General features: G+C 32.3%; 25 protein-coding genes. 15 read left to right on the forward strand and 10 right to left on the reverse strand.

Going from position 1 to position 25,363, the window contains the following annotated elements; translation table 11 throughout:
- Positions 1-80 precede the first annotated feature (80 nt).
- The 3 genes from VOI25_RS08405 to VOI25_RS08415 all read left to right on the forward strand — a co-directional run bounded on the left by VOI25_RS08405 (position 81) and on the right by VOI25_RS08415 (position 4,907).
- On the forward strand, positions 81-1,835 hold the full coding sequence (locus VOI25_RS08405; RefSeq protein WP_323788613.1) for an ABC transporter ATP-binding protein: 1,755 nt from the start codon (positions 81-83) through the stop codon (positions 1,833-1,835).
- A 72-nt stretch (positions 1,836-1,907) separates the two neighbouring features.
- Positions 1,908-2,312 (forward strand): PUR family DNA/RNA-binding protein, encoded by a 405-nt coding sequence (locus tag VOI25_RS08410; protein WP_323788614.1) that lies wholly within the window; start codon positions 1,908-1,910, stop codon positions 2,310-2,312.
- 90 nt (positions 2,313-2,402) lie between these two features.
- On the forward strand, positions 2,403-4,907 hold the full coding sequence (locus VOI25_RS08415; protein WP_323788615.1) for a M14 family metallopeptidase: 2,505 nt from the start codon (positions 2,403-2,405) through the stop codon (positions 4,905-4,907).
- On the opposite strand, the gene VOI25_RS08420 is transcribed toward VOI25_RS08415, so the two are convergent.
- Positions 4,902-5,933 (reverse strand): 1-acyl-sn-glycerol-3-phosphate acyltransferase, encoded by a 1,032-nt coding sequence (locus VOI25_RS08420; RefSeq protein WP_323788616.1) that lies wholly within the window; start codon positions 5,931-5,933, stop codon positions 4,902-4,904. The two genes, VOI25_RS08415 and VOI25_RS08420, sit on opposite strands and share 6 nt — an antisense overlap.
- A 144-nt stretch (positions 5,934-6,077) precedes the next feature.
- Positions 6,078-6,413 carry a tRNA-binding protein gene (locus tag VOI25_RS08425; RefSeq protein WP_323788617.1) on the reverse strand — a complete coding sequence of 112 codons (336 nt, stop codon included), beginning with the start codon at positions 6,411-6,413 and terminating at the stop codon, positions 6,078-6,080.
- A 20-nt stretch (positions 6,414-6,433) separates the two neighbouring features.
- Between VOI25_RS08425 and VOI25_RS08430 the strand changes: the two genes are divergently transcribed.
- Positions 6,434-6,988 (forward strand): thioredoxin family protein, encoded by a 555-nt coding sequence (locus VOI25_RS08430; RefSeq protein WP_323788618.1) that lies wholly within the window; start codon positions 6,434-6,436, stop codon positions 6,986-6,988.
- Between the two features lie 83 nt (positions 6,989-7,071).
- Here VOI25_RS08430 and VOI25_RS08435 read toward each other — a convergent pair whose 3' ends face one another.
- Positions 7,072-7,803: an energy transducer TonB gene (locus VOI25_RS08435; protein ID WP_323788619.1), complete on the reverse strand. Its 732-nt coding sequence runs from the start codon at positions 7,801-7,803 to the stop codon at positions 7,072-7,074.
- Positions 7,804-7,894: 91 nt separating this feature from the next.
- Positions 7,895-10,048, reverse strand: a complete 2,154-nt coding sequence (locus VOI25_RS08440) for a TonB-dependent receptor (RefSeq protein WP_323788620.1) — start codon at positions 10,046-10,048, stop codon at positions 7,895-7,897.
- 161 nt (positions 10,049-10,209) lie between these two features.
- Here VOI25_RS08440 and VOI25_RS08445 point away from each other — a divergent pair, with 161 nt between their 5' ends.
- Positions 10,210-10,896, forward strand: a complete 687-nt coding sequence (locus VOI25_RS08445) for a lysoplasmalogenase (RefSeq protein WP_323788621.1) — start codon at positions 10,210-10,212, stop codon at positions 10,894-10,896.
- Positions 10,897-10,981: 85 nt separating this feature from the next.
- Here VOI25_RS08445 and VOI25_RS08450 read toward each other — a convergent pair whose 3' ends face one another.
- The gene (locus VOI25_RS08450; protein WP_323788622.1) at positions 10,982-12,253 is read right to left on the reverse strand and encodes an NAD(P)/FAD-dependent oxidoreductase; all 1,272 of its coding nucleotides are present in this window, start codon (positions 12,251-12,253) and stop codon (positions 10,982-10,984) included.
- Between the two features lie 132 nt (positions 12,254-12,385).
- Between VOI25_RS08450 and VOI25_RS08455 the strand changes: the two genes are divergently transcribed.
- Positions 12,386-12,880, forward strand: coding sequence for a sigma-70 family RNA polymerase sigma factor (locus tag VOI25_RS08455; RefSeq protein WP_323788623.1), 495 nt, complete (start codon positions 12,386-12,388; stop codon positions 12,878-12,880).
- Positions 12,881-12,884: 4 nt separating this feature from the next.
- Positions 12,885-13,526, forward strand: a complete 642-nt coding sequence (locus VOI25_RS08460; protein ID WP_323788624.1) for a hypothetical protein — start codon at positions 12,885-12,887, stop codon at positions 13,524-13,526.
- 1 nt (position 13,527) lies between these two features.
- On the opposite strand, the gene VOI25_RS08465 is transcribed toward VOI25_RS08460, so the two are convergent.
- Positions 13,528-14,328, reverse strand: coding sequence for a lysophospholipid acyltransferase family protein (locus VOI25_RS08465; RefSeq protein WP_323788625.1), 801 nt, complete (start codon positions 14,326-14,328; stop codon positions 13,528-13,530).
- Positions 14,329-14,375: 47 nt separating this feature from the next.
- A complete protein-coding gene (locus VOI25_RS08470) occupies positions 14,376-15,035 on the reverse strand; it encodes a CoA pyrophosphatase (RefSeq protein ID WP_323788626.1) in 660 nt (219 codons plus the stop codon).
- On the opposite strand from VOI25_RS08470, the gene VOI25_RS08475 reads away from it, so the two are divergent.
- The 3 genes from VOI25_RS08475 (at position 15,026) to VOI25_RS08485 (ending at position 18,475) form a co-directional block, all read left to right on the forward strand.
- Positions 15,026-15,724 (forward strand): peptidylprolyl isomerase, encoded by a 699-nt coding sequence (locus VOI25_RS08475; protein ID WP_323788627.1) that lies wholly within the window; start codon positions 15,026-15,028, stop codon positions 15,722-15,724. The two genes, VOI25_RS08470 and VOI25_RS08475, sit on opposite strands and share 10 nt — an antisense overlap.
- A 91-nt stretch (positions 15,725-15,815) precedes the next feature.
- A complete protein-coding gene (locus VOI25_RS08480) occupies positions 15,816-17,978 on the forward strand; it encodes a M3 family metallopeptidase (RefSeq protein WP_323788628.1) in 2,163 nt (720 codons plus the stop codon).
- A gap of 131 nt (positions 17,979-18,109) precedes the next feature.
- Positions 18,110-18,475, forward strand: coding sequence for a hypothetical protein (locus VOI25_RS08485; RefSeq protein WP_323788629.1), 366 nt, complete (start codon positions 18,110-18,112; stop codon positions 18,473-18,475).
- 3 nt (positions 18,476-18,478) lie between these two features.
- Here the strand turns inward: VOI25_RS08485 and VOI25_RS08490 are convergent, their stop codons facing one another.
- Genes VOI25_RS08490 through VOI25_RS08500 form a run of 3 tightly spaced genes read right to left on the reverse strand, consistent with a single transcriptional unit; the run spans position 18,479 to position 20,513 of the window.
- Positions 18,479-19,168 (reverse strand): hypothetical protein, encoded by a 690-nt coding sequence (locus VOI25_RS08490; protein ID WP_323788630.1) that lies wholly within the window; start codon positions 19,166-19,168, stop codon positions 18,479-18,481.
- 17 nt (positions 19,169-19,185) lie between these two features.
- Positions 19,186-19,797, reverse strand: a complete 612-nt coding sequence (locus VOI25_RS08495; protein WP_323788631.1) for a trimeric intracellular cation channel family protein — start codon at positions 19,795-19,797, stop codon at positions 19,186-19,188.
- Positions 19,797-20,513, reverse strand: a complete 717-nt coding sequence (locus VOI25_RS08500) for an RDD family protein (RefSeq protein WP_323788632.1) — start codon at positions 20,511-20,513, stop codon at positions 19,797-19,799. Before VOI25_RS08500 ends, VOI25_RS08495 begins: the two co-directional genes overlap by 1 nt.
- 35 nt (positions 20,514-20,548) lie before the next feature.
- Between VOI25_RS08500 and VOI25_RS08505 the strand changes: the two genes are divergently transcribed.
- The 5 genes from VOI25_RS08505 to VOI25_RS08525 are packed head-to-tail and all read left to right on the forward strand — an operon-like array spanning position 20,549 to position 25,361.
- The gene (locus VOI25_RS08505; RefSeq protein WP_323788633.1) at positions 20,549-21,526 is read left to right on the forward strand and encodes a stage II sporulation protein M; all 978 of its coding nucleotides are present in this window, start codon (positions 20,549-20,551) and stop codon (positions 21,524-21,526) included.
- Positions 21,527-21,541: 15 nt separating this feature from the next.
- Positions 21,542-22,417, forward strand: a complete 876-nt coding sequence (locus VOI25_RS08510) for a hypothetical protein (RefSeq protein ID WP_323788634.1) — start codon at positions 21,542-21,544, stop codon at positions 22,415-22,417.
- Complete coding sequence (locus VOI25_RS08515; protein ID WP_323788635.1) at positions 22,418-23,161, forward strand: DUF4129 domain-containing protein; 744 nt, start codon at positions 22,418-22,420, stop codon at positions 23,159-23,161.
- Positions 23,161-24,396: a DUF4350 domain-containing protein gene (locus VOI25_RS08520; RefSeq protein ID WP_323788636.1), complete on the forward strand. Its 1,236-nt coding sequence runs from the start codon at positions 23,161-23,163 to the stop codon at positions 24,394-24,396. The genes VOI25_RS08515 and VOI25_RS08520 overlap by 1 nt, the downstream gene beginning before the upstream one ends.
- Entirely contained in the window at positions 24,378-25,361 is a 984-nt protein-coding gene (locus VOI25_RS08525; RefSeq protein ID WP_323788637.1) for a MoxR family ATPase, read from the forward strand. The genes VOI25_RS08520 and VOI25_RS08525 overlap by 19 nt, the downstream gene beginning before the upstream one ends.
- Positions 25,362-25,363: the final 2 nt, after the last annotated feature.

Here is a 25,363-nt window from a genome sequence, read left to right on the forward strand (position 1 = left end):
TAAATCAATATTAGAGTATTAACAAAAATATAGGTGTTAAATTAAACATCTGTTAATAAATTGAAGCTCCATTTTTTTTAATGAAGGAACTAAAACACATTAACAAATACTTTTACAAATACAGATACCGTCTTCTTTTTGGCGTTATAATTACCATTTGCGCTAAAATATTTGCTCTGTTTACGCCAAGGTTTATTGGGAATTCGATAACAGTAATTTCAAAAGGACTAAATAACGACATCAGCAATGCTGTTTTTAAAAGCGATCTAGCAACCAATATTATGTATTTAATTGGTGCAGCAATAATTGCAGGAATTTTCACTTTTTTAATGCGTCAAACCATTATAAATGTCTCTCGATATATTGAATATGATTTAAAAAATGAAGTGTATCAACAATACCAACGTTTGTCACTTAATTTTTACAAATCTAATAGAACTGGAGATTTAATGAACAGAATTAGTGAAGATGTGACTAAGGTTAGAATGTATACTGGTCCAGCTATTATGTATACATTTAATATGATTACATTGTTTATTGTTGCATTAATTTATATGTTGAGTGTTGCTCCAAAACTCACGTTGTACACCATGTTACCGTTACCTTTTTTATCTTTTATTATTTATAAACTAAGCAAAATAATTAATAAAAGAAGTACCATTGTACAAGAGTATTTATCTAATCTTTCTACCTATACTCAAGAATCTTTTAGCGGAATATCAATCATCAAAGCTTATGGCATTGAAAACGAAAACAACCTAGTTTTTAATACGCTTTCAGAAGAAAGTAAACAGAAACAAATCGACTTGACGAAAGTTCAGGCTTTGTTTTTCCCTTCCATGATTTTATTAATTGGAATCAGTAATATTTTGGTGGCGTATATTGGAGGTATGCAATATATAAATGGTGAAATTAAAGATATTGGTACGATTGCTGAATTTTTAATTTATGTCAATATGTTAACTTGGCCAGTGGCAACTGTTGGTTGGGTCACTAATTTGGTACAACAGGCAGAAGCATCTCAAAAACGCATTAATGAGTTTTTAAAATTAGAGCCAGAAATTAAAAACACAGTTACAGAATACACTAAAATTGAAGGAAATATTGATTTCAATGAGGTGACCTTTATTTATCCAGACACCAACATTAAAGCGCTTGATCATATTTCATTTTCAATTAAAAGAGGTGAAACCTTAGCAATATTAGGTAAGACTGGCTCTGGAAAATCAACCATTTTAGATTTAATTGGTCGACTTTATGATGTTCAAGAAGGAAGCATAACAATTGACGGTAAAATCATAAATGAAGTCAATTTAAATAACTTAAGAGACAGTATTGGTTATGTGCCTCAAGATGCTTTTTTATTCTCAGACACCATCGAGAACAACATCATGTTTGGAAAAGAAGACGCAACTGAATCTGAAGTAATTGAAGCTGCCAAAAATGCATATGTCCATAAAAACATTAAGAAGTTTACCAATGGCTATAAAACCAAATTGGGTGAACGTGGTATTACACTTTCTGGTGGACAAAAACAGCGTATTTCGATTGCGAGAGCCTTAATTAAATCTCCAGAAATTATGCTATTTGACGATTGTCTTTCTGCCGTTGATACTGAAACAGAAGAGAAAATCTTAAATAATTTACGAAAAGAGTCACAAGGAAAAACGACTATTATTGTGAGTCATCGAGTGTCTTCTGCAAAACATGCTGATAAAATCATTGTGCTTGATGAAGGCAAGATTGTTCAAAACGGCACTCATGAGCACTTAATTAATGTAGATGGTTACTACAAAGAACTCTATCTAAAACAGCTAAGCTCAAAAGAATTATAATAATTTGTTGCTTACTATACTTTTTTTTTAGATTTTTGAAGCACTAACAACTCAAAAAATTAAAAATTAGCTATGAGTGATCACGGAATGATGGAGAAAGAAGAAATTTTCTCAAAGGTATTAAGAGCAGGTAGACGAACTTACTTTTTTGATGTAAGATCAACCAAAGCTGAAGACTACTACTTAACTATTACAGAAAGTAAAAAATTCACAAATGATGATGGGTCTTTCCATTATAAAAAACACAAAATCTATCTTTATAAAGAAGATTTTAATGAGTTTAATGAAATCTTAAAGGAAATGACAGATTATATCATTGATGAAAAAGGTGATGAAGTTATTAGTGAAAGACATCAAAAAGATTACAAAAAAGAAGATTACAATTCAAATAACGATGATTTAGCTGAAGGAGGAGAATCAGTTGATGATTCTGACTCGGCAGATAAATTTACAGATATCAATTTTGAAGATATATAATCTATACTTTTGTTAAAACATACTTAAACCGTTACTATTCGTAACGGTTTTTTTATTTTTAGACGTTTATAAAACATCAACCACAATTTTATGAGATTAATTTTATTCGTTCTCGCTTGCAGCTGTTTTTCTTTACATGCCCAAAACACAACAGATTTATCCTATTACCTTCCTCAAGAAACAACCTACGATTCTGAAATTCCAACTCCAGAATCTATAATAGGTCATCACGTTGGCGAATGGCATATTACGCATGATAAGTTAGTACACTACATGTACGTTTTAGCTGAATCTTCAGAAAGAATTAGCATCGAAAACAGAGGCACAACGTTTGAAGGCAGGCCTCTCCTACTTCTTACCATTACATCACCAGAAAATCATTCGACTATTGAATCTATAAGAACAACACATCTCGCTTCTACAGACAACAATAGCATGACTACCGAGAATAGGCCATTAGTTGTTTATCAAGGTTTTTCTATTCATGGTAATGAAGCAAGTGGTTCTAATGCTGCATTGCTTGTTGCCTATTATTTGGCGGCTGCACAAAGTGACAATGTCAAAGCTTTATTAGATAATACCATAATACTATTCGATCCTGCTTACAATCCTGATGGTTTACAGCGTTTTGCATATTGGGCAAACACTAATAAAAGTAAGAACTTAAACCCAGATCCTAATGATCGAGAATACGATGAAATTTGGCCAGGCGGAAGAACAAATCATTATTGGTTTGATATGAATAGAGATTGGTTACCAGTACAGTTACCAGAATCAAGGGTTCGGATAAAAAGCTTCCATAAATGGTTACCAAATATTTTAACTGATCACCATGAAATGGGAACAAATTCTACCTTCTTTTTTCAACCAGGAATTCCTTCAAGAACGCATCCATTAACACCAAAACTGAATCAGAAAATCACCAAATCTATCGGGAATTATCACGCAAAAGCTTTGGACAAAATTGGGTCTTTATACTATACAGAAGAGAATTTTGATGATTTCTACTACGGAAAAGGCTCTACGTTTCCAGATATTAATGGAGGCATTGGTATTTTGTTTGAACAAGGTAGTTCTCGTGGACATGTTCAAGAAACCTCAAATGGACTTTTAACTTTTCCGTTTACAATTCGCAACCAATTTACTGCGGCTTTATCTACTTTAGAAGCCGGAAAAAATATGCGTAAGGAGATTCTTCAATACCAACATGATTTTTATAAAAATGCGAGAAATGAAGCTAGTAAAGAAAACGGGAATGCTATTGTTTTTGGAGATGAAAAAGATGCAGCAAAAACCTTTCATTTAGCTGAAATATTGAAGCGTCATCACATTGAATTTCATGAACTTAAAACTGATTTTAAAACTAACGGAAAACAATTCAAAAAAGGATATAGTTATGTGGTACCTAAAAATCAGAAAAACACGCGATTAATCAATGCGATGTTTGAAAAACGAACAACCTTTCAAGATAGTTTGTTTTATGATGTTTCGGCTTGGACGTTTCCTTTAGCTTTCGGTTTGGATTATGCTGAAAATATATCAACTACAAATGCAGGAACTAAAGTTGAAGACTTGCAAATGAAAACAGGTTTAGTTTCTGCAAAAAGCAATTATGCTTACCTAATGGAATGGCATGAATACTATGCTCCAAAAGCTTTAAACGCAATTCTTGGTAGTGGCCTAAGAGCAAAAGTTGGTAAACGTCAGTTTACAACCAATGGTAAAACTTATGACTATGGAACCATTTTAATTCCTGTTCAAAATCAGAATAAATCTGCTGAAGACTTACATACATTCTTGAAAAAGGTGGCTAATGACAGTCATATTCAAATAGATGCAGTGGCAACTGGTTTAACTCAAGGAATCGATTTAGGAAGTAGCCAATTTAGAGCTCTTTCACAACCAAAAGTTGCGATGATTGTTGGTGAAGGCATTCGTAGTTATGATGCTGGTGAAATCTGGCATGTATTTGATCAGCGTTACGACATGCAAATCACTAAATTAGATACAAGAAACTTAGATTGGACAAATCTGAATCGTTACAATACAATTATAGTTCCTAGTGGTTCACTAGATAAAGGTGCAACTGAAAATCTAAAAAAATGGACAGAAAATGGAGGCACATTAATTGCTTACAGAAACGCATTAAGATGGCTAAATGGCAATGAATTTGTGAAAATTGATTTCAAAAAATCAGAACTTATTGCTGAACATATTTCGCATGAAGAACGCGGAGATTTTAGAGGAGCCCAAGTTATTGGTGGTGCAATTTTTGAAGCAAAGCAAGACCGATCTCATCCGATAAATTTTGGTTATAAAAATGATAAAATAGCTTTATTTAGAAACAACACGATGTTTATTACACCAGATAAACAAAGCTATAACAACCCTATTCAGTATACAAAGAATCCGTTATTAAGTGGTTATATATCTCAACGCAATTTAGATAGTTTAGCGCTTTCAGTGCCATTTAAAGTAAATAGATTTAAATCTGGAAAAGTAGTATCTTTTACAGATAATACAAATTTTAGAGCGTTTTGGTATGGCACAAATAAGTTATTAATGAATGCCATCTTTTTTAGAGAAGAACTATAGTTTGATGGAGAGCAAAGCGAGTAACAAGACATTTAAAAGATAGATAAATGCGAATTTGATTTGAAATACTAAACCAAAAAACAACATTACTATAAGCATAAAAAATGGCACTAAAGTTATAGCAATAGCAAATCTAAAGGTCGAGGTGAATTCAATTTCTTTTATTTTCGGTTCCGCTATTGTCTTCCAAATTAAGTATGGGACAAAAAGATTGATGATTAGTAAACACTTTAATAACCGTTTTATGTGTTTATTCTTTCCAGATTTATACGTTTCACAATTATTAAAGTTATTTTCAATGCACGTATTAACCTGTTCTGGTTTAGTGAAATCTACATTTAAATCTTTTAACTTTTCATGAACTAAATCATAGTTTTCAGTGTCAATATGGGTGGTTAATTTCGTAAGACTATCAAATACTGATGCTTTAAGTTGAATAACGCTCTTATTTTTATCTTCAATTATACTTTTGGTGACTGGAATTACATGTCCAAAATTTATTAAAGCAGTATCTCCAAATTTTGTAGCATTTTGAAAATTTAAACCAACAGGAATCAAATTGATAGTAGTTTCAGGGTAATTTTCAATAGTTTCAAAAATAATGCGCGTAAACCCTTTGCTTAAGGGTCGAACTGTACGTTTTAAGTTGTGACTTCCTTCCGGAAAAATTACAATAGCTTCGTTTTTATGTAATAACTCTGCGCTTTTAGAAAACACAACATTATTTTTATTCAAATTTCCCCAACCGTCTCTAATTCTGTAAACAGGAAGCATTTGTAAACTCTGTAAAACTTTACTAACAATGGGCTTATTAAAAACCGCTGCTCTAGTTAAGAAATAAGAAAATCGTCCATTTTTAGTTGCAATCAACAAAGCATCTAAAAGTGCATTTTGATGGTTTCCTAAAAACATTACAGCTTCATTCTTTGGTATATTTTCGGCATTGCGAACTTCTACTTTTTTAAAATAAAAGAAGAGTCCTAATCTCAAGTATAACCTCATACTATATAGCCATATACGCTTCAAATTTTTATCTTTTTTGTGGCCTTTTTATTCTAATAGTCCCTAATTAAAAGCCTTATACCAAATTAAATATAACACAAGCTAATGCCATGTTCAAAATCAACACTTTCAATGTTCAATATATGGATTGTTCTATCTCTCCATGATTTATGATACAATTTGTCCATTTTCGACTTGATTACTTGGGTTTAGAAGTATTACATCCTTACCATCAACAGCTCCAAGAACAAGACATTCGCTCATAAATTTTCCTATTTGCTTTTTTGGAAAGTTAATGACAGCAACAATTTGTCGGTTAAGCAGCTCTTCTTTTTTATAGAGCGTAGTGATTTGAGCAGAAGACTTTTTAAGACCTAATCCTCCAAAATCAATCGTTAATTGATATGCAGGCTGTCGGGCTTCAGGAAAATCATTAACTTCAATAATAGTTCCAACACGTAAATCGACTTTTGTGAAGTCTTCGAAAGTTATTATATTATCCATGAATTAAAAGTATAAAAAATATGGCACTTACACCATCAAATATGTTACCATTAGGAACGAAAGCTCCAGAATTCAACCTCATCAATACCATAGATAATTCAATGGTGACATTAAATAAATCAAAAGGAGTAAACGGAACAGTAATTATGTTTATTTGTAACCATTGTCCATTTGTCATTCACGTCAATTCTGAACTCTCAAAACTAGCAAAAGATTATATCACTAAAGGAATTAATTGTATTGCAATTTCTAGTAATGATGCTATTAATTATCCTGCTGATGCGCCTGACAAAATGAAAGACAATGCTATAAGACATGATTTTATATTTCCGTATTTGTATGACGAAACACAAGATGTAGCGAAAGCATATGATGCTGCTTGTACTCCAGATTTTTATGTATTTGATTCTACATTACAACTAGTATATCGTGGGCAACTCGATAATTCGAGACCTGGAAACGGTATTCCAGTCACAGGAGAAGATTTGCGATTTGCAATTGAGGCAATGCTGAACAACCAAAATCAAAGAGACATCCAAAAACCGAGCATTGGTTGTAATATTAAATGGAAATAAAAAGGTATGATAAAACAAAATCTATTAATTAAAAAACTAATAGATTTTTATTTATGTAACGAGTAAGCGAGTTTAAATTCTGTTCAATCTCTAATTTTAAAGTGAATTGGTATACTGTAAGGCATGCTTACTGCTCTTCCACGTTGCTTACCAGGCGTCATTTTTGGTAAAATACTAATTATACGTTCAGCTTCTTTTTCTAGAATTCTATCTGGACCTCTACTTTTAATTTTTGAAACTCTACCTGTGTTATCAATTACAAAAAGCACATATACTTTACCTTGCATATCTAATTCGAGTGCTCTTTCTGGATAATTAAAGTTTTTATTAACGTGCTCTTGCATTTTTCTCTGAAAACAATCTATTTGATCTTGTCTGTTACCTCCTTCACAACCAGGAAATACAGGTACATTTTCAATAACAGCAAATGGCACTTCAATATCTTCTTCAACATCCTCAACATCTACATCGTCAACATTAGCGACATATTCTTCAATAGCATCACTTTGTCCAATTTCACTACTCTCAATAATAGTTTCTTCTATTTCAATTTCATCCTCAACGACTTTTATATCATCTGGAACTAAAGCTGGTGGTGGAGGTGGTGGAGGTGGTGGTACATCTAAATTTACAAGAGGAATGTCTTCCTCTACAAAATTATCAACTTGCACAATATCTCTTGTGATGATATCGCTTTCATATGTTTTATGTTCAAACATAAGATACGTTATCAATAACATTAAATTCAAGCCGACAGCGAAATAGAGACTACTATTTCTGCCTACTTCTATTTCTGGGTTCTTTTTAACTTGCATAATTCATAAATTTTATACTATGAAATTACTGCAATTACATAAGGATAACTATGATAAATATCATGTTACCAGCTTTAAGAAATTGAACTTCTTACAAATTATCTAACTGGTTATCTGTTCCGTCCTCACTAATTGTCCAAAAGAATCCAATAAAGAAAAACTGATCAGCTGCAGGCTGTAATGATCGTCTTGCAAAATTTCCGTTCATATCTGGAGTATTTGCATATTGGTAACCATTTATGTTTTTGAAAGCAAGAATATTGTTTACAGAGGCATACAAGATCTTTTGCGGGCTAATCAAATAGGCCCAATTTAAACTTACACTATTATAACTTTTAGTTTGCTCACCTAAAAACTCATTTGTATTCGGATTGGTATAAGGTCGTCCAGATGCAAAGGTATATGCAAATCCAACTTGACTTTTCCAATCGTCAATCCAATACTTTGCTATAGCTGAAAAATTATGAGTATTTGCAAAATTAGGTTGTGCTTGGATTGGATAATTTCTATAATCACGTTCGGTATCTAAATAAGAATAGCTAATCCAATAATCGGTATTTTTAATGCTTTTATTATCTCTCCAAAAGATATCTAATCCTTGTGCGAATCCAGAACCTGAATTGTCAAATGTAGAATCGAATCCTTCAAAGGCAGTATCAAATTTTACAAGATTATTATAATCTTTACGATATAACTCAGCCCTAAATAATCGTCCATCATTTACATATTGATAGTTCATGATGTAATGTTTTGTGTTTTGAGTTTCTACTTGCGAATTAAATTTTAATACACCATTATTAGCATTCTGATAAAAATCACCATACGCAACAGATAATTGTCCGTTTTTTGATGTTTTATAAGCTATTGAAGCTCTAGGCGCAATATTAAATTCATTTGAAAGTGCGTAATTATCAGCTCTCACTCCTACTTTTAAAGCGAAGTTTTTATTAAAAATGATATCAGATTCTACAAAAGCCGCAGCATTATTATTTGTAAATCCATAGTTACCTGTAAACTCATCAGATGCTATGGCTTCATCAAAATCTGTAGAAAAATGCTCAACACCAAAACTAAGTTTGAATCTACTATTAAAACGTTTTTTAAGTTTCAATTTTGCGTGTGCAGAGTTTTCACTATCCTTTACATTTAGAAGATTATTAAACCCAACATCTGTTCTTGCAATGGTATAACTTAAACCAGTTTGTATGGACCAACGATTTCCTAAAATACCTTGATAAGATGCATTAGTATAGAAATTTTTATTATTTAAACTAAAGCGAACACCTTCAGGATTATTGATATCTTCTTGTATCAAATCAAGATTTGAGGTATCAAAAGCTGCATAAAACTTAAGCATACCCGTTTCAAATTTCTGACGAAAGACAGCTTCACCTTGAGCACCTTCATAAGGCTTTTTCCAATCGTTTCTGTCTGGATATAAAGCAATGTAAGGCGCCAAATTAATATAAGACGCATTCACACTTAACGAGGTGTTTTTCCATTTTTCGGTATGACCTAAACTTGCACCAACGCTCATAATGCCAATATCTGTTTTTTCTTGATCTGGTTCATCAATGGTGCTTAATAACAATACACTAGACAGAGCGTTTCCAAATTCGGCAGAATAACCACCAGTTGAAAATGTAATGCCATCAAACAAGAATGGTGAGTAACGACCACGTGTTGGAATATTATTAGCAGTTGGAGAATATGGTGTAAATACACGAATACCATCAATAAAGATTTGTGTTTCATTGGCATCGCCTCCTCTAACAAATAATCGTCCGTCTTCAGCAACAGTTGAAGTACCTGGTAAAGTTTGTAGTGCACCTACAAAATCGCCTACTGCGCTTGCAGTTGTAACAACATCTAAAGGTTTTAAAACTGAGACCTTGCTATTATCATTAGCTTCAAAAGTCCCAGCAGAAATCACAACCGTATCTAAGGCATTAACATCTTCTCTTAATTTTACTTGAAGATTATTAAGTGTTGAAACATCGCCAGCAATGGTTTTGGTTTCATAAGACAAATAGGAAATGGTTAAAATTTGTGTACCTGTTTCTGAGGTTTCAAATGAAAACTTTCCTTCATCATTGGTGGTTGCACCATCATAGGTACCATCTAAATACACATTGGCTCCAATGATAGGCTGATTTTTATTATCGGTTACTTTTCCGCTAATTGAAGTTTGTGCATAAGAAAGTGTCGTGATTAAGACAGCAAAGATAAAAGTTGATAGTTTCATGGTTTGATTGTAATTAAATGTTCGTTTTTTAATACTGAAACTAGTTCAGCACTTATTGATGGTACAAACTTGATGTATTTGTTAGATTTCTGAAATTCTAATTAACCGAATTGTTAATTTTAAATGCTGAATTGCATATTTTTACAAAAAACGGGAATGAAATGCTTTCAAAAGCTGAACAAAAATTTACTGGCATCTTTGCTGTAATTGTCATTATTGAATTATTATGTGGATCTTTTGCTGACTTTGCTGCACTGCATTATTTCACAAAACCATTAATAATAGTTTCTCTCCTTTTGTTTTTCTACACGCGTAATCATCGTCTTGATCCTACTATTAAAAAGTTAATGATTCTTGCGCTTGTGTTTTCTCTCATTGGTGATGTGGCATTATTATTTGACACGATAAACCCAGTATATTTTATTATAGGTTTGGGTTCATTTTTATTAGCACATGGGATGTATGTTATCGTCTTTTTAAAACAAAGAAATCCTCAGAAATCACCTTTAGGTTTTATGGCACTTATGTTGGTCTATGCTGCATTTCTGTTTTATATACTGAAAGACGGACTAGGCGAATTACTACTTCCAGTTATTGTGTACATGATGGTTATATTAAGTATGTCAACTACAGCATTTCTAAGGCAGAAACAAAACAATTCTAAAAGTTATAATTGGGTGTTTATAGGAGCCATTTTGTTTATGATTTCTGATAGCATTCTGGCCATTGACAAATTTTATCAGCCACTGGAATTGAGTTCAATTGGTATCATGTTGACCTATGCTTTAGCTCAATATTGTATTGTTATTGGAATTTTAAAATACGATTCGATTTCTCTTTTGAAATAATAAACATATGCGTTAAGGATGGAAACGGCATCCTTTTGGTAACAAAAGATATAGTGTACAGCCTGACCGTTAGGGAACGCCAAAACTATTTTTTAAAAGGTCTTATAATTAAACGTGCTGCTTTATCGAAGTTTATATAGTTATAGGTCCAATTAAAGAAAACAATTACCCTATTTCTAAATCCTACCAAAGACATTAAGTGGATAAACATCCATACGAACCATGCAAAAAAGCCTCCGAATTTAAAATGTTTTAAATCGACAACCGCTTTATTTCTCCCAATAGTTGCCATAGAGCCTTTATCTTTATAAGAAAAGGGTTGCAAAGGTTTTTGCTGGATATGTCTTAATATATTTTCACCTAACAATTTACCTTGCTGAATAGCTGGTTGTGCAACTTGCGGATGACCGTTGGGATAGGCATCTGTTGTCATTAATGCTATATCTCCAATAGCAAAAATGGAATCATAGCCTTCGACTTGATTAAAATTATTGACAGAATAACGATTGCTTTTTTCGATGAGAGAATTGGCTTTCAAACCGTGAATAGGAGCTCCCGTAACACCTGCAGCCCAAATTAAGGTTTCAGATTGAAACTCAAGAGTTGTATTGGTCTTAACATGCAAACCATCATAATCTTTAACAAATGTATTGCAATGGACATTTACACCTAATTCTGTTAAAAATTTCTCAGCCTGTTTTGAAGCATGTTCACTCATTGGCGGCAGAACTCTATTTGCTCCTTCTAGCAAGTGAATATGCATGTCTTGCCTATTCAAATCTCTATAATCTCTAGGCAGTATATTATTTTTAAGTTCAGCAATTGCTCCAGCAAGCTCTACTCCTGTTGGTCCTCCTCCTACTATAACAAAGTTTAAAAATGCCTCTCGTTCCTGTTTTGTGTTTGCTATTGCAGCTTTTTCAAAATTCTGTAAAATAAGGCTTCTTATATTTAGTGCTTGTGGGACACTTTTCATTGGCATACTATGCGTTTTAATCGCGTCGTTTCCAAAGAAATTAGTTTTTGTTCCAGTGGCTAGAACTAAATAATCATACTGAATACTACCTATAGATGTTTTAATCCGTTTTTCTTCTGGTTGAATGCGTTCAACTTCGGCTAACCTGAAAAACGTTGTTTTATGTGCCTTAATTATTTTTCGTAATGGATAAGCTATAGAATCAGGCTCTAATCCTGAACTAGAAACTTGATATAATAAGGGTTGAAATGTGTGATAATTATGCTTGTCAATAAGTACGACTTGAACATTTTTATTTGCTAAAGTTTTTACTAGCCTTACACCTGCAAAACCACCTCCTACAATAACAACTCGAGGTAAAGTTGATTCTGGAATATTCATAATTTTTATTAAAACTATCCTTACAAAGATACGGTTTAGGTCGTCCAATATCTTATTTTTGAAGTATTACTTAACACATTGTGTAACATTTTAAATAGTATAGCTACTTATAGATAACTAACCGATAAAAAATTGAATAAAGCATTAGAACATAGTTTTGTTGAATTACTTGAAAAACATCAAAACATTGTGCATAAAGTCTGCAGATTATATACCAATAATCAGGATGCGCATAATGATTTGTTTCAAGAGATAACTATACAATTATGGAAAGCGTATCCTAAATTTCGAGGTGATGCTAAGTTTAGTACTTGGATGTATCGTGTTGGTTTAAATACTGCAATTACACTCTACCGAAAGTCAAAACGAAGTATAAAAACTGAGGAGTTTGAAAATGTTCAGTTTAAAATAAAATCTGAACCTTATGATGACACTGAAGAACAACAATTAAAACTGTTATATAAAGCTGTTCATCAGCTAAATGACATTGAAAAAGCTTTAGTGTTTTTGTATTTAGAAGATAAGAATTATAGTGAAATAAGTGAAACCCTTGGTATAACTGAAGTTAATGCTCGAGTGAAAATGAATAGGGTAAAGAAAAAATTAAGAACAATATTAAATCCGTAATCATATGGATGAATTAGAATTATTAAAAAAAGACTGGAAAAAGGATGACAAAGTATATCCTAAATTATCATATAATGAAATTTATAATATGATACTTAGCAAGTCGTCTTCTATTGTTAAATGGATATTTATAATAAGTATCTTAGAATTTGTGTTTTGGGTATTTATCTCCTTTGGTTTAAAAGCTTCAGGATTTAATTTAGAATTAGATGGTATGGAGAGAAATTTTGGTTTTATAGCCATCTCGATTTTCTCTTATGCAGTATTAGCCTATTTCTTCTACAAATTCTATACAAACTATAAAACTATAAACTCAACTGATAACGCCAAAACGTTAATGGAAAACATCTTAAAAACGAGGCGTACTGTTAAACAATACGTGTTTTTCAATCTAGTTGTTTTAATTATTGGTGTAACTTATATGATGCCTTATGCAATAAAAAGTGACGAAGACTCTCGAGCGCTTTTAGAAATTGCTCAAGCTAATGGTGAATTATTTAAGTATTATGCTAGTATAGCATTAGTAACACTTATAGGTTTAGTCATTGCTATTAGTGTGCTCTTATTATTTTATTGGCTGATTTATGGTATTCTTTTAAAACGATTAAATAGAAATTATTTCGAATTAAAAAAGCTTGAAGATTAATTTACCAGTTTCTTAATTTTTGATTAAGTCGCTCTTTTTCTTCCAATTCTTCTTGTGGAATCACTTTTAAAAACGAAGGATGTTGCTCGATAGCATATTCTATTTTTTCAACGATATCAGCTATACTTTCATTTTCATAATCGATTTGTAATGGCTCTTTAATTTCAAATGATTGGTAGACGTTTTTCTTTTTTACACGAAGTCCCTTTTTATCGAAAGATCGCCTGAAACCATCAATTACGATTGGAACTACAATGGGTTTATACTGTTTTATAATATGAGCTGTTCCTTTACGAATAGGTTTAAATGGCGTTGTTGTGCCTTGCGGAAATGTCACTACCCAACCGTCATTTAAAGCCGTTTTGATACTCGTAATGTCACTCATTTTTACTTGCCTATTCACATCTTTACCTTCAGAACGCCAAGTACGTTCAATACTAATAGAACCTGTATACGCAAATATCTTTGGAAGCAAACCTGACTTCATGGTTTCCTTAGCAGCTACATAATATAGATTCAGTTTAGGATTCCACAGGTAACCAACATTTTTAATATTATCTAATCGTCCGCTAAGACTCGCATTAAACACATGAAACATGGCTATGACATCGGCAAAATAAGTTTGATGGTTGGAAATAAAAAGCACATTAGTTTCCGGAAGATTCTTGATAATATCTGAGCCTTCAATTTGAAGTTCATTAAAACCTCTAAATCTGCGATGGGTTAATGCTCCTAAGATTCTGATTAACCATTTTTTTACAAAAAGTATGTGCCCAAAAGGGTTTCTTTTAAATAATCCCATTAATTTTTGTCGTTAAGCGGAAAGACAAACTTACAAAAAACTCCTACTTACAGCACCATTTTTAACAAGTCTTTTACTTCGCTTAGCATCATTGCTGTTGCTCCCCAAACCACATGATCATTAAGTTGAAATGCTGGCACCTCAACATTGACTTTATAAGATGTTGGTACTGAGGTTTGAATTACATTAGATTCATCTAAAAAATGAGAAAGTGAAACTTCAATAAGATCTTCTACTTCTTCATCTTGCTTGATAAAATTTGGTGTAGTATGCGTAACACCAAAAAATGGGTGTACCGTAAAATTACTAGGCGGAATATACATTGGTGTCATTTGTTTTAGAACATTTACAGTTTCCATTGCAACACCAACTTCTTCATAAGTTTCTCGTAAAGCCGTCATTTGTAAATCTATATCGTCATCTTCTAATTTTCCACCAGGAAATCCGACTTGAGCAGAATGCACGCCTTTATAGGTTTTTCTTAAAATTAAAATAAGATGTGTTTCATTAAGCTTATTAGGATAAAATAAAGCCAATACAGCAGCCTGTTTAGCTGTTTTCATCAACGTTCTATTACGCTCCATAAGTTCTAAGCGATAAGGAGGTGACATTTTAATCTGAGATACTTCTCCCGGAAGTTCTAGATTTTTTATTTTTGGTACTGATTTTAAAAATATATTGAAATCCATCTTAATACATGAAGCCATTTTTTTTAATCGTGTTTTGTATCTGCTTTATGAGTTGTGAAGATAAGCAATCTCATAAGAAAACAACGACGCCAATTTCAGATTCATTAACTGTTACTTCTATACCAAAAGACACCATACCAAGAACTCCAGATCGAAAATACCCTCTTCTAACTGAAAAAAATGCCATGGAGTTTTTTCTTCAGTACGAAACTTTACATAAAGAAAATAAAGTCCGTCTAGTTACAGATTATGGAAACATAGATATTTTATTGTTTAATGAAACTAAATTTCATCGTGCTAACTTCATCTTTCTAACGAAGCAAGGCTATTTTACAGACACACAATTTTATCGCGTTATCGAGAATTATATTGTACAAGGAGGCAGTACAGATGACAGAGATGTGATGCAAAAACGAAAAGTTATCGGCAAGTATTTGCTACCTACAGACACCAAACGAGGTTTCAAACATGATCGTGGTGTCATTTCTATGCCAAGTAGTGATATTGATAATCCGCATAAATTGGCCTCACCTTACGAGTTTTTTATCACCTTGCGAGATGTGTATCAACTCGATGGTGATTATACTATTTTCGGTAAAGTCATAAACGGTCTAGATGTAGCCGATAAAATTGCTAAGGTTGACACAGATGATGGCGATTGGCCTTTACAAAATGTGTATATACGACGTGTTGAAATTCTAGACTAATCACTTAGTGGTGTTTTAACAAAAATTCAACATAAACTCTGTGTATTTTTCAATATCTTGAACCACACTAAAAACTAATTTAACTTATACAATGATTTCAAAATCGATTAAAGCTGCACTCTTATGTAGCATTGTACTTTTTGCTAGTTGCAAAAAAGACGAAAAACAAAGCGAAAACAAAGAAGAAACAACCACTATGAGTGACAATGTTTTGTTACAAGAATGGACAGGTCCTTATGAAGGGGTTCCTGCATTTGACAAAATGAATGTAGCCGATATTAAAGAAGCTGTTGAAAAAGGCATGGAATTAAATCTTGCCGAAATTGACGTTATCGCTAATAATACAGAACCTGCAACTTTTGAAAATACTATAGTTGCCATGGAAGCTTCAGGAAAAACCTTAGGTGATGTATTTACATATTATGGTATCTTAAGCAGTAATATGTCCTCTCCAGAGTTTAGAGAAATTCAAGGTGAATTAGCTCCTAAATTATCAGAATTTAGTTCGAAGATATCTCAGAATTCAAAATTATTCCAACGTATTAAAACGGTTTATGATGCCTCTCAAAAGACACCTTTAGAAGCAGAAGCTCAACGTGTTGTTGAGTTAACTTATAAGAGTTTTGAAATGAATGGCGCAAATCTAGATGATGCCAAAAAAGAACGCTATGCAGAAATTAATAAAGAACTATCTAGCTTATACAATGATTTTTCTGACCACGTTTTACACGACGAAGAAAACTATGTCACCTATTTAACAAAAGATCAATTAAATGGTCTTTCTGAAGGCTTTGTGAAATCGGCTGCTAAAATAGCAACAGATAAAGGACAAGATGGTAAATATGCCATTACTAATACACGTTCTTCTATGGATCCTTTTTTAACGTATTCTACCGAACGTGAATTACGTAAACAAGTTTGGACTAACTATTATTCTCGAGGTGACAATGGAGATGAATTTGATAATAACGACCTCATTGCCAAAATCCTAAAACTACGAAGAGAACGTGTGGAACTTTTAGGATATGATAATTATGCACAATGGCGTTTACAAGATCGTATGGCAAAAACACCAGAAAACGCCATGGCTTTAATGAATGCTGTTTGGCCTGCTGCTATTGGACGTGTTGCTGAAGAAGTTGCAGATATGCAAACGGTTGCAAATGAACTTGGTGACAATATTACAATTGAACCTTGGGATTACAGGTATTATGCGGAAAAAGTACGTAAGAAAAAATATGATTTAGATAGTGATGAGGTAAAGCAATATCTACAGTTAGATAAATTAACACAAGCCCTATTCTTTACAGCAGGTGAATTATTCAATTTTGCATTTACACCTGTTGAAGAAGGTAAAGTTCCTGTATTCCATGAAGATGTAAAAGTTTGGGAAGTGACTGATAAAGATTCAGGTAAGCATATTGGCTTATGGTATTTAGATCCTTATGCTAGACAAGGAAAACGTTCTGGAGCTTGGGCTACAACCTATAGAAGCTATACCTCTTTTGAAGGCGTAACGAATGTTCTTGCTTCTAATAATTCAAACTTTGTGAAGCCTGCACCAGGTGAAGCTGTTCTAGTGTCATGGGATGATGCTACAACATTTTTCCATGAATTCGGACATGCATTACACTTCTTTTCTGCAAACGTAAAATACCCAACCCTTAATGGAGGTGTGAGAGATTATACAGAGTTTCAATCCCAATTATTAGAACGTTGGTTATCGACAGATAAAGTAATAAATCAGTTTTTAGTTCACAATAAGACTGGAGAACCAATTCCAGCATCTTTAGTTGCAAAAATTAAAAAAGCGTCAACTTTTAATCAAGGTTTTGGTACAACTGAATATTTAGCTTCTGCCTTAATGGATATGAAATTACATTTAGCAGACCCAGAAGGTATTGATATCGACAAGTTCGAACGTGAAACTTTGGCAGAACTTAAAATGCCAAAAGAATTACCAATGCGTCATAGAACTCCACACTTTGGACATGTGTTCTCTGGTGAAGGTTATGCAACGGCATATTATGGTTATATGTGGGCAGATGTACTTACTGCTGATGCTTCGGAAGCATTTGCTGAAGCTCCAGGAGGTTTCTACGATAAAGACGTTGCAGCCAAATTGGTGAAATATTTGTTTGCACCTAGAAATGCAATGGATCCAGCTGAAGCTTACCGATTATTTAGAGGTCGCGATGCTAAAATTGAAGCTTTAATGCGAGATAGAGGATTCCCTGTAACGACAACAAAATAAATAGAATAAACTTATTATAATTCCCGTTATCTAATGTAAATCTTAGGTAACGGGAATTTTTATATAAGTAAAGTAAGCATACAATGTAGAAACCTAACTTACGTTTTCTATGTAACCAACCTTTATGATATATGAAGCTTTTAAAAAAAATTATTCTAAGTCTTCCCGAATACCTTCTAATTGCTGCAGTCCTTTTTTATTGGATGTCTGCTGGACAACCGATTAATTATATTGCTATTGGACTTATAATCGCGATAGTTTTACAGATAATATTTAAAAATAAAATGGTTGGAATTGCTATACCTTTCCTGCTAATTATCACAAGTCTATATATGATATTGGCATTGATATCAGAAGTGAGAGAATTTCCTAGTTTTAATGCTGAAGCCAAAACATTACTGCTTTTTGGCTTGACTTATTTCTTAACAACGATGTTAGTTTCGGTCATTATGATTTACAAATATGCAATTTTACCATCGAAACAAAGAAGCTCATAATATTTAATCAATATCACTTTCAAATTCATCCATAGTATCTGGAGGAGGAAGTAAACCGAGAAAACGAGCAAATACTACTAATGTCATAAAGAGCCCAATAATTGCTTGAGCAGTAAATACTGCAAATCCCATATTTGTACTTGCTTCATATTGATCTGGACTAAATGAGAACATCAATACCATGCTTTCGTGAAAAACTTGTAGAAAAGTCAATTCAGGGCTATTTGGAGGTAGTGAAATATGTCCGCTTCTGTAAAACCACATATAAGCTACTCCAAACCAACTAATAATCTCAACATAGTTGTGCAATAACAATAAAACCATTCTTCTATAACCTCTAACTGCATATTTGAGCCCTTTTAATTTAGCTCGATATTCATCAAATAACAATACATTAATTTGATAAATAATAATTTCAAATGTTCTTAAAAACCCAAAACACATAACAAACAGTAATAACCAATTTTCTTCATAATTTCTGCGATAAGTTACTATAAATAGGGTCACAATTGACAGTAATGTATTAATGGTAACGTAGTATTCTACAAATGAATAGGATTTTGACTTTTTAGGAGCAATTTTTCGGATAACTGAAAATAATGAAATGTAACTAAATAATTTAAATACTTTAGCCCAAAAATGAACAAGCCAAGTTTTCTTAAGTTTTTTCTTTTTTAGTTTATTTTTTGACATTCCTAAATGTATTATGATTAATCTTCAGCCTTATACAAACTAGGCAAACTAATTTTAAATTTTACAGCAAGTAAACGTACAGCAATTACTATAGTACCTGCAATAATAAACACAAAATTAGTATCAGCCATAAATTCTCGAAGCAAGAAATATGTAAAACCACCTAAAATACAAGCTGTTGCATAAATCTCTTTTCTGAAAATTACAGGGATTTCATTACATAAAATATCTCTAATCACACCACCAAAACAGGCAGTCATCGTTCCTAACGCAATACAAATAATGGGATGTAAATCGGCAACAATACCTTTTTCAATGCCAACAACTGTATATAAACCAATTCCTATTGTATCGAATAAAAAAAGGGATTTTCGCAGATAATTAAGTTTACTTTTAAACACAATAGCAAATACCGTCGCTCCAAAAATCACATATACATAAGTCATGTTGGTCATCCACGATACAGGCTGAATTCCAATCAAAACATCTCTTAAAGAACCTCCTCCTACTGCTGTCACAAAGGCAATAATAAGGACGCCAAAAGGATCCATCTTTTTATTTAATGCAACGAGTACACCAGAAATAGCAAATGCTATGGTTCCTAAAATATCTATAATTTGAAAAAACATTACATGTTTTGTGTATAATAGTTATAATCTTTGATGACCGTGTCTACAAAATCTATCGGTTTTTGTTTGGTCTCAACATCCATAACTTTAATTATTCTTGTATATAATGACAAGATTATATTATGCTGACTTTTATATCGTGCCTCATCATAAAGTGTTTTAATCAGTTGCATTTCGTCATCCTTAAAAACTGTTACCTGACTATATGTTGGTTTATAATCTATTGGTATTTCCTTAAGAAGTGTATCATCTATACTCAACTTAACTTTTTCACTAATGACGGTTGTACCAGCAGCAATATCACCCACACGTTGTCCATTACCTCTTATTAAAATCGTTAATACTGCTAATCCACCACTTGTTAGTGACACATCTACAATTCGAAGAATCCAACGTACAAAATAATTAGAAAAACCAGGTTTTGAACCATCAAGTTTTACAACTCTTATATTCATAGTTCGCTTACCTATGGTTTGACCATTCCAAAATGTTTCTAATAATACGTAATACAGAAAGGCAGGTAAAGATACTAAAAGCCATAATGCCCAAAGATCTGAATTATCAAGTTCTAAGGAGACCATAATCATAATCATGACAAAAAAATAAAATCCAATAATCAAGGTGTCAATGAGGTAAGCCAACATTCTGTCACCTAAATTAGCTACATTTTGTTGAATCCCTACATTTTGAGCGGTTTCTATTTGAAATTCCTCCATATTTTCTTTTCTTTGAAAGTAAATAAGATCCTCTAATGCGAGAAGCTGCTTTCGTTAAGCAAAATAAAGATAAATGGTTAAGATTTGAAAGCGTTCTTTCAAATAATAATACAATTGATCCCAATGAACTTTCTGATCTTTACATAGAAATAACTGATCACCTCAGTTATGCTAAAACATTTTATAGACATAGTAATACCGAACGCTATTTAAATCAAATTGCATCTCAAGCACATCAGAAAATTTATAAGACCAAAAAAGAATCTAAAAATCGACTGATTTCATTTTTTAAAACTGAGTTCCCAACGCTATTTTATCATCACCAACGTGAGCTTTTAATTTCCTTTCTTGTATTCCTTTTGTTTTGTATAGTTGGAGCTTATTCTGCTGCAACAGAAGGTGATTTTGTACGTTCTATATTGGGTGATAACTACGTAAATATGACTATTGAAAATATTGAAAACAATGATCCAATGGCTGTTTACAAACAAATGGGCGAATTTAATATGGCTCTTGGTATTACCATCAATAACATAAAAGTAGCACTAATGGCCTTTGCCTATGGTATTATGTTTGGTATTGGTTCCTTATTTATTATGATGCAAAATGGAATAATGCTAGGCAGTTTTCAGTACTTCTTTTATGAAAAAGGGCTACTTTGGGAATCTGTTAGAACCATTTGGATTCACGGTACTTTTGAAATCTCTGTTATCATAATTGCTGGCTGTTCTGGATTGGTCTTAGGAAATGGTATGCTCTTTACAGGAACCTATACGCGATTGGAAGCCTTTAAACGAGGTGTAATTAACGGACTTAAAATTTTAATTAGTACCATTCCATTTTTTATTATAGCTGGTCTTCTCGAAGGATTTGTTACCAGACATACCGAAATGCCAGATTGGTTAGCCATTCTGATAATTGGTAGCTCACTTATTATTATCATTTTTTATTACGTGATTTATCCAAGACAACTTTATAAAAAGTCCCAACCCATACAGTTAAATGAACTTTAAACCAACTATAACTCAATGAAAAGCTTCATAGAATTTAAAAAACAACGTGAATTTGGAGAACTATTAGCAGATACTTTTGCTTTTATTAGAAATGAATTCAAACCATTCTTTAGTGCCATTATAAAAATATCTGGTCCTTATGTAGCTTTATTTTTATTTGCAATGGTGTTTTACATTTATATAATTGGTGATCAGTTTAATTTTGATTTTACACAACCGAATCAGTTTTATAGTAGTCCGTTGAAATTAATTTTAGCGTATGTGGTGTATTTTGGAACCGCTATCCTAGCCTATACCTTTACAACATCTACTGTTTTACACTATATAAAATCTTATGTTGACAATAAAGGCATTGTCAATCCAGAGGAAATCAAAAAGAATGTTTATAAATACTTTTGGCCTTTTTTAGGGCTTTCAATATTAAAGGGATTAACCATAATCCTAGCAACAATATTATGTTGTTTACCGGTGTTTTACTTTATTGTTCCAATGATAGTTACCCTTCCAATTTTAGTGTTTGAACAAAGTGGAGCATCTGATGCTTACAGTAAAAGTTATCCTCTTATTAAAGATGAATTTTGGATCACATTGGCGACCATCGTTCTGTTATTAATAATTTATTGGGTCATTTCATTTGTTTTTTCTTTACCTACCGCAATCTATACTTATGCTAAAATGGGAATTTTTAGTGGTGAGATAGATCCTGGTAATCTTGATAGTTTTGTCGACCCAATTTATATAGCACTTAATGTATTAGGTTCATTTTTTCAGTATATTCTTAATATTATTACAATAGTAGGTTCTGCCTTTATTTATTTTAATTTAAACGAACGTAAATACTTTTCTGGAACAATAGAGCGCATAGATTCATTAGGAAATTCAAAAGACTAAATGAAGCCATTCAAGTTCTTTTTCTATATTCTTTTATGCGTTCAGTATGCAACGGCTCAAGCCAATGATTCGATTATAATTTATGACGACTCGACCATTGACGTTAAAGAAATCACTGAAGACGATCTTGACACTTATAAAAATGATGATGCCTTTAATTATATAGAAGTTGAACCTGAAGAAAACTTTCTAGCTAGAGCTTTTAACAGATTTATAAGTTGGCTAAGCAATATCATTCGCGAAATTGTTGAAGCTATTTTTGGAGTTGGCGAAGCACAAGGGCTTTTGTATTTTATATTCTATATTTTACCTTATCTCATTTTAGCCATCTTAATTTTCTTACTCATTCGGTTTTTCTTAAAAGTGAATTCGAGAACTCTAATAACTGGTCAAAAAGAAAAGGCTGGTTTTCAGTTTACTGAAGATGAACAAATCATCAAAAACGAAGATATTAATGCCTTAATTAATAATGCTATTCAACAAAAAAATTACAGGTTGGCAATCCGATATTACTATTTACAATCGTTAAAACACCTAACCGAAAAGCAAGTTATTATTTGGCAGCAAGAAAAAACAAACGAAGATTATATTACTGAAATTGCGTCAGACTCCATAAAAAGTAGTTTCAAAAACATTACAAGAATCTATGATTATGTATGGTATGGCGAATTTAATATCGACCAATTACGATTTGAAAGTCTTAAAATTCCATTTGAATCTTTAAATAAAAGTATAACGAACTAGTGAGTAAACAAGTTAAATTTTATATCGCTTTAACGGCATTGGCAATTTTCGGAATTGTCCTCATGGAGTATTCAAAACCAAAACAAATTAATTGGTTTGAATCGTATGCAAAGCACCATAAAATTCCTTTTGGGACTTATATCTTCCAGGACCAATTAGATCGATTGTTTACTGAATCTGGCATAATAAATCTTGAAAGTCCGCCTTATCAATACTTATCCCAATCTGATAGCATAAATGGAACCTATCTTTTTATAAATAACAACATTCTATTTGGTGAAACAGAATTAGAAAAACTACTTGATTGGACGTCTAAAGGGAATACACTATTTATCGCTTCTGAAGATTTTGAAGATCAGCTTTTAGACACTTTAAAACTTGAAACAGATATCATTAGCAAATTTGAAGTAGAAGGTGATAGTTTTCATTTTCAACTTAATCATAAAGAATTAAATACTAGAACAGCCATTTTTGACAAAAGTAGATATGTGTCTCATTTCAATAAAATTGATACACTAAACACTTCGATAATAGGGACTTTAAAAAATTACGAAATCGATGAGGATGCTGAAGATTCAATAACAACACCAATAACGATTCTAAAACAACCCTTTGGGGATGGCACCATTATTTTAAGCACGTTTCCGCAAGCATTCACTAATTACTTTATTCTAAATCCTCCAAATCATAATTACACAGCAGGATTATTGTCTTACTTTGATGAATCAAAACCAGTATATGTCGACAATTATTACAAATCTGGGAAGTCGTTTTACACGTCTCCAATGTATATTCTACTTAATAACAAAGCTTTAAAATGGGCATACTACATCATGCTTATTGGCGTTGTATTTTATATTATTTTTGAAGGAAAACGCAAGCAGCGAGCAATTCCTATAGTACAACCGCTTCGCAACCAAACTATAGATTTTACGCGTACTATTGCTAATATGTATTATGAAAAAGGAAAGCATTACGAGATAGCACAGCATAAAATTCAACATTTTTTAGAATACATTAGAACGCATTTGCATTTGAGTACGACGACCATTAATGACGACTTCTTAAAAAATCTTGCAGCAAGAAGCAATAATAGTATTGAAGACACCAAACATCTTTTTGAAACTATTGAAAGCCTTAATCAAAACACACAACTTAATACTATACAATTAGAGCAACTAAATGCGCTCATAGAAACTTTTAAAAGCAATAACTCATGGAAGAAAAAGACTTAAATTTTGATAATAGAATTCCTTTAGAGGATTTAAGAAATGCCGTTGATAGTATTAAACATGAACTGCGCAAAGTCATTATTGGCCAAGATCAATTTGTAGAATTACTTATTGTAGCCCTTTTAGCAGACGGTCATGTTTTAATTGAAGGTGTTCCTGGAATTGCAAAAACCATTACGGCTAAATTATTTGCCAAAGTGCTTAAAACCAATTTTAGCAGAATTCAATTCACGCCAGATTTGATGCCTAGTGATGTTTTAGGAACGTCAATATTGAATATGAAAGATTCTGAGTTTGAATTTAAACCTGGTCCAATATTTTCAAATATCATTCTTATAGATGAAATAAATAGAGCTCCAGCAAAAACACAGGCTGCTTTATTTGAAACTATGGAAGAACGTCAAGCTACCATTGATGGAAAAACCTATAAATTTGAAACACCTTTTATGGTATTGGCAACGCAAAATCCAATAGAACAAGAAGGAACTTATGCCTTACCTGAAGCACAATTAGATCGATTTATTTTTAAAATTAAAGTCGATTACCCAAGTTTAGAGGATGAAATCAAAATTATAGATTCGCATCACAAGCGTCAAGGCAAATTACCTCAAACTCTTATTGAACCAATATTAGACACCAAAAGTTTAGAAGATTATAAATCTAAAACACAAGCCATTGTTGTTGAGGAAAAAATCATAAAATATATTGCTGAAATCGTTTCAAAAACTCGAAATCATCCGCATTTATATTTGGGAGGTTCACCAAGAGCTTCGATTGCAATTTTAAATACGGCAAAAGCATTTGCAGCTATTAACGGAAGAGATTTTGTAATTCCTGAAGACGTTAAAAAAGCTGTCAATCCTGTTTTAATTCACAGAATCATACTAACTCCAGAGCGAGAAATGGAAGGTATGACCACAGAACAAGTTGTTGAAATGATTTTACAATCTGTAGAAGTTCCAAGATAATA

Source organism: Psychroserpens sp. (genome assembly GCF_034670085.1).
GTDB lineage: Bacteria > Bacteroidota > Bacteroidia > Flavobacteriales > Flavobacteriaceae > Psychroserpens.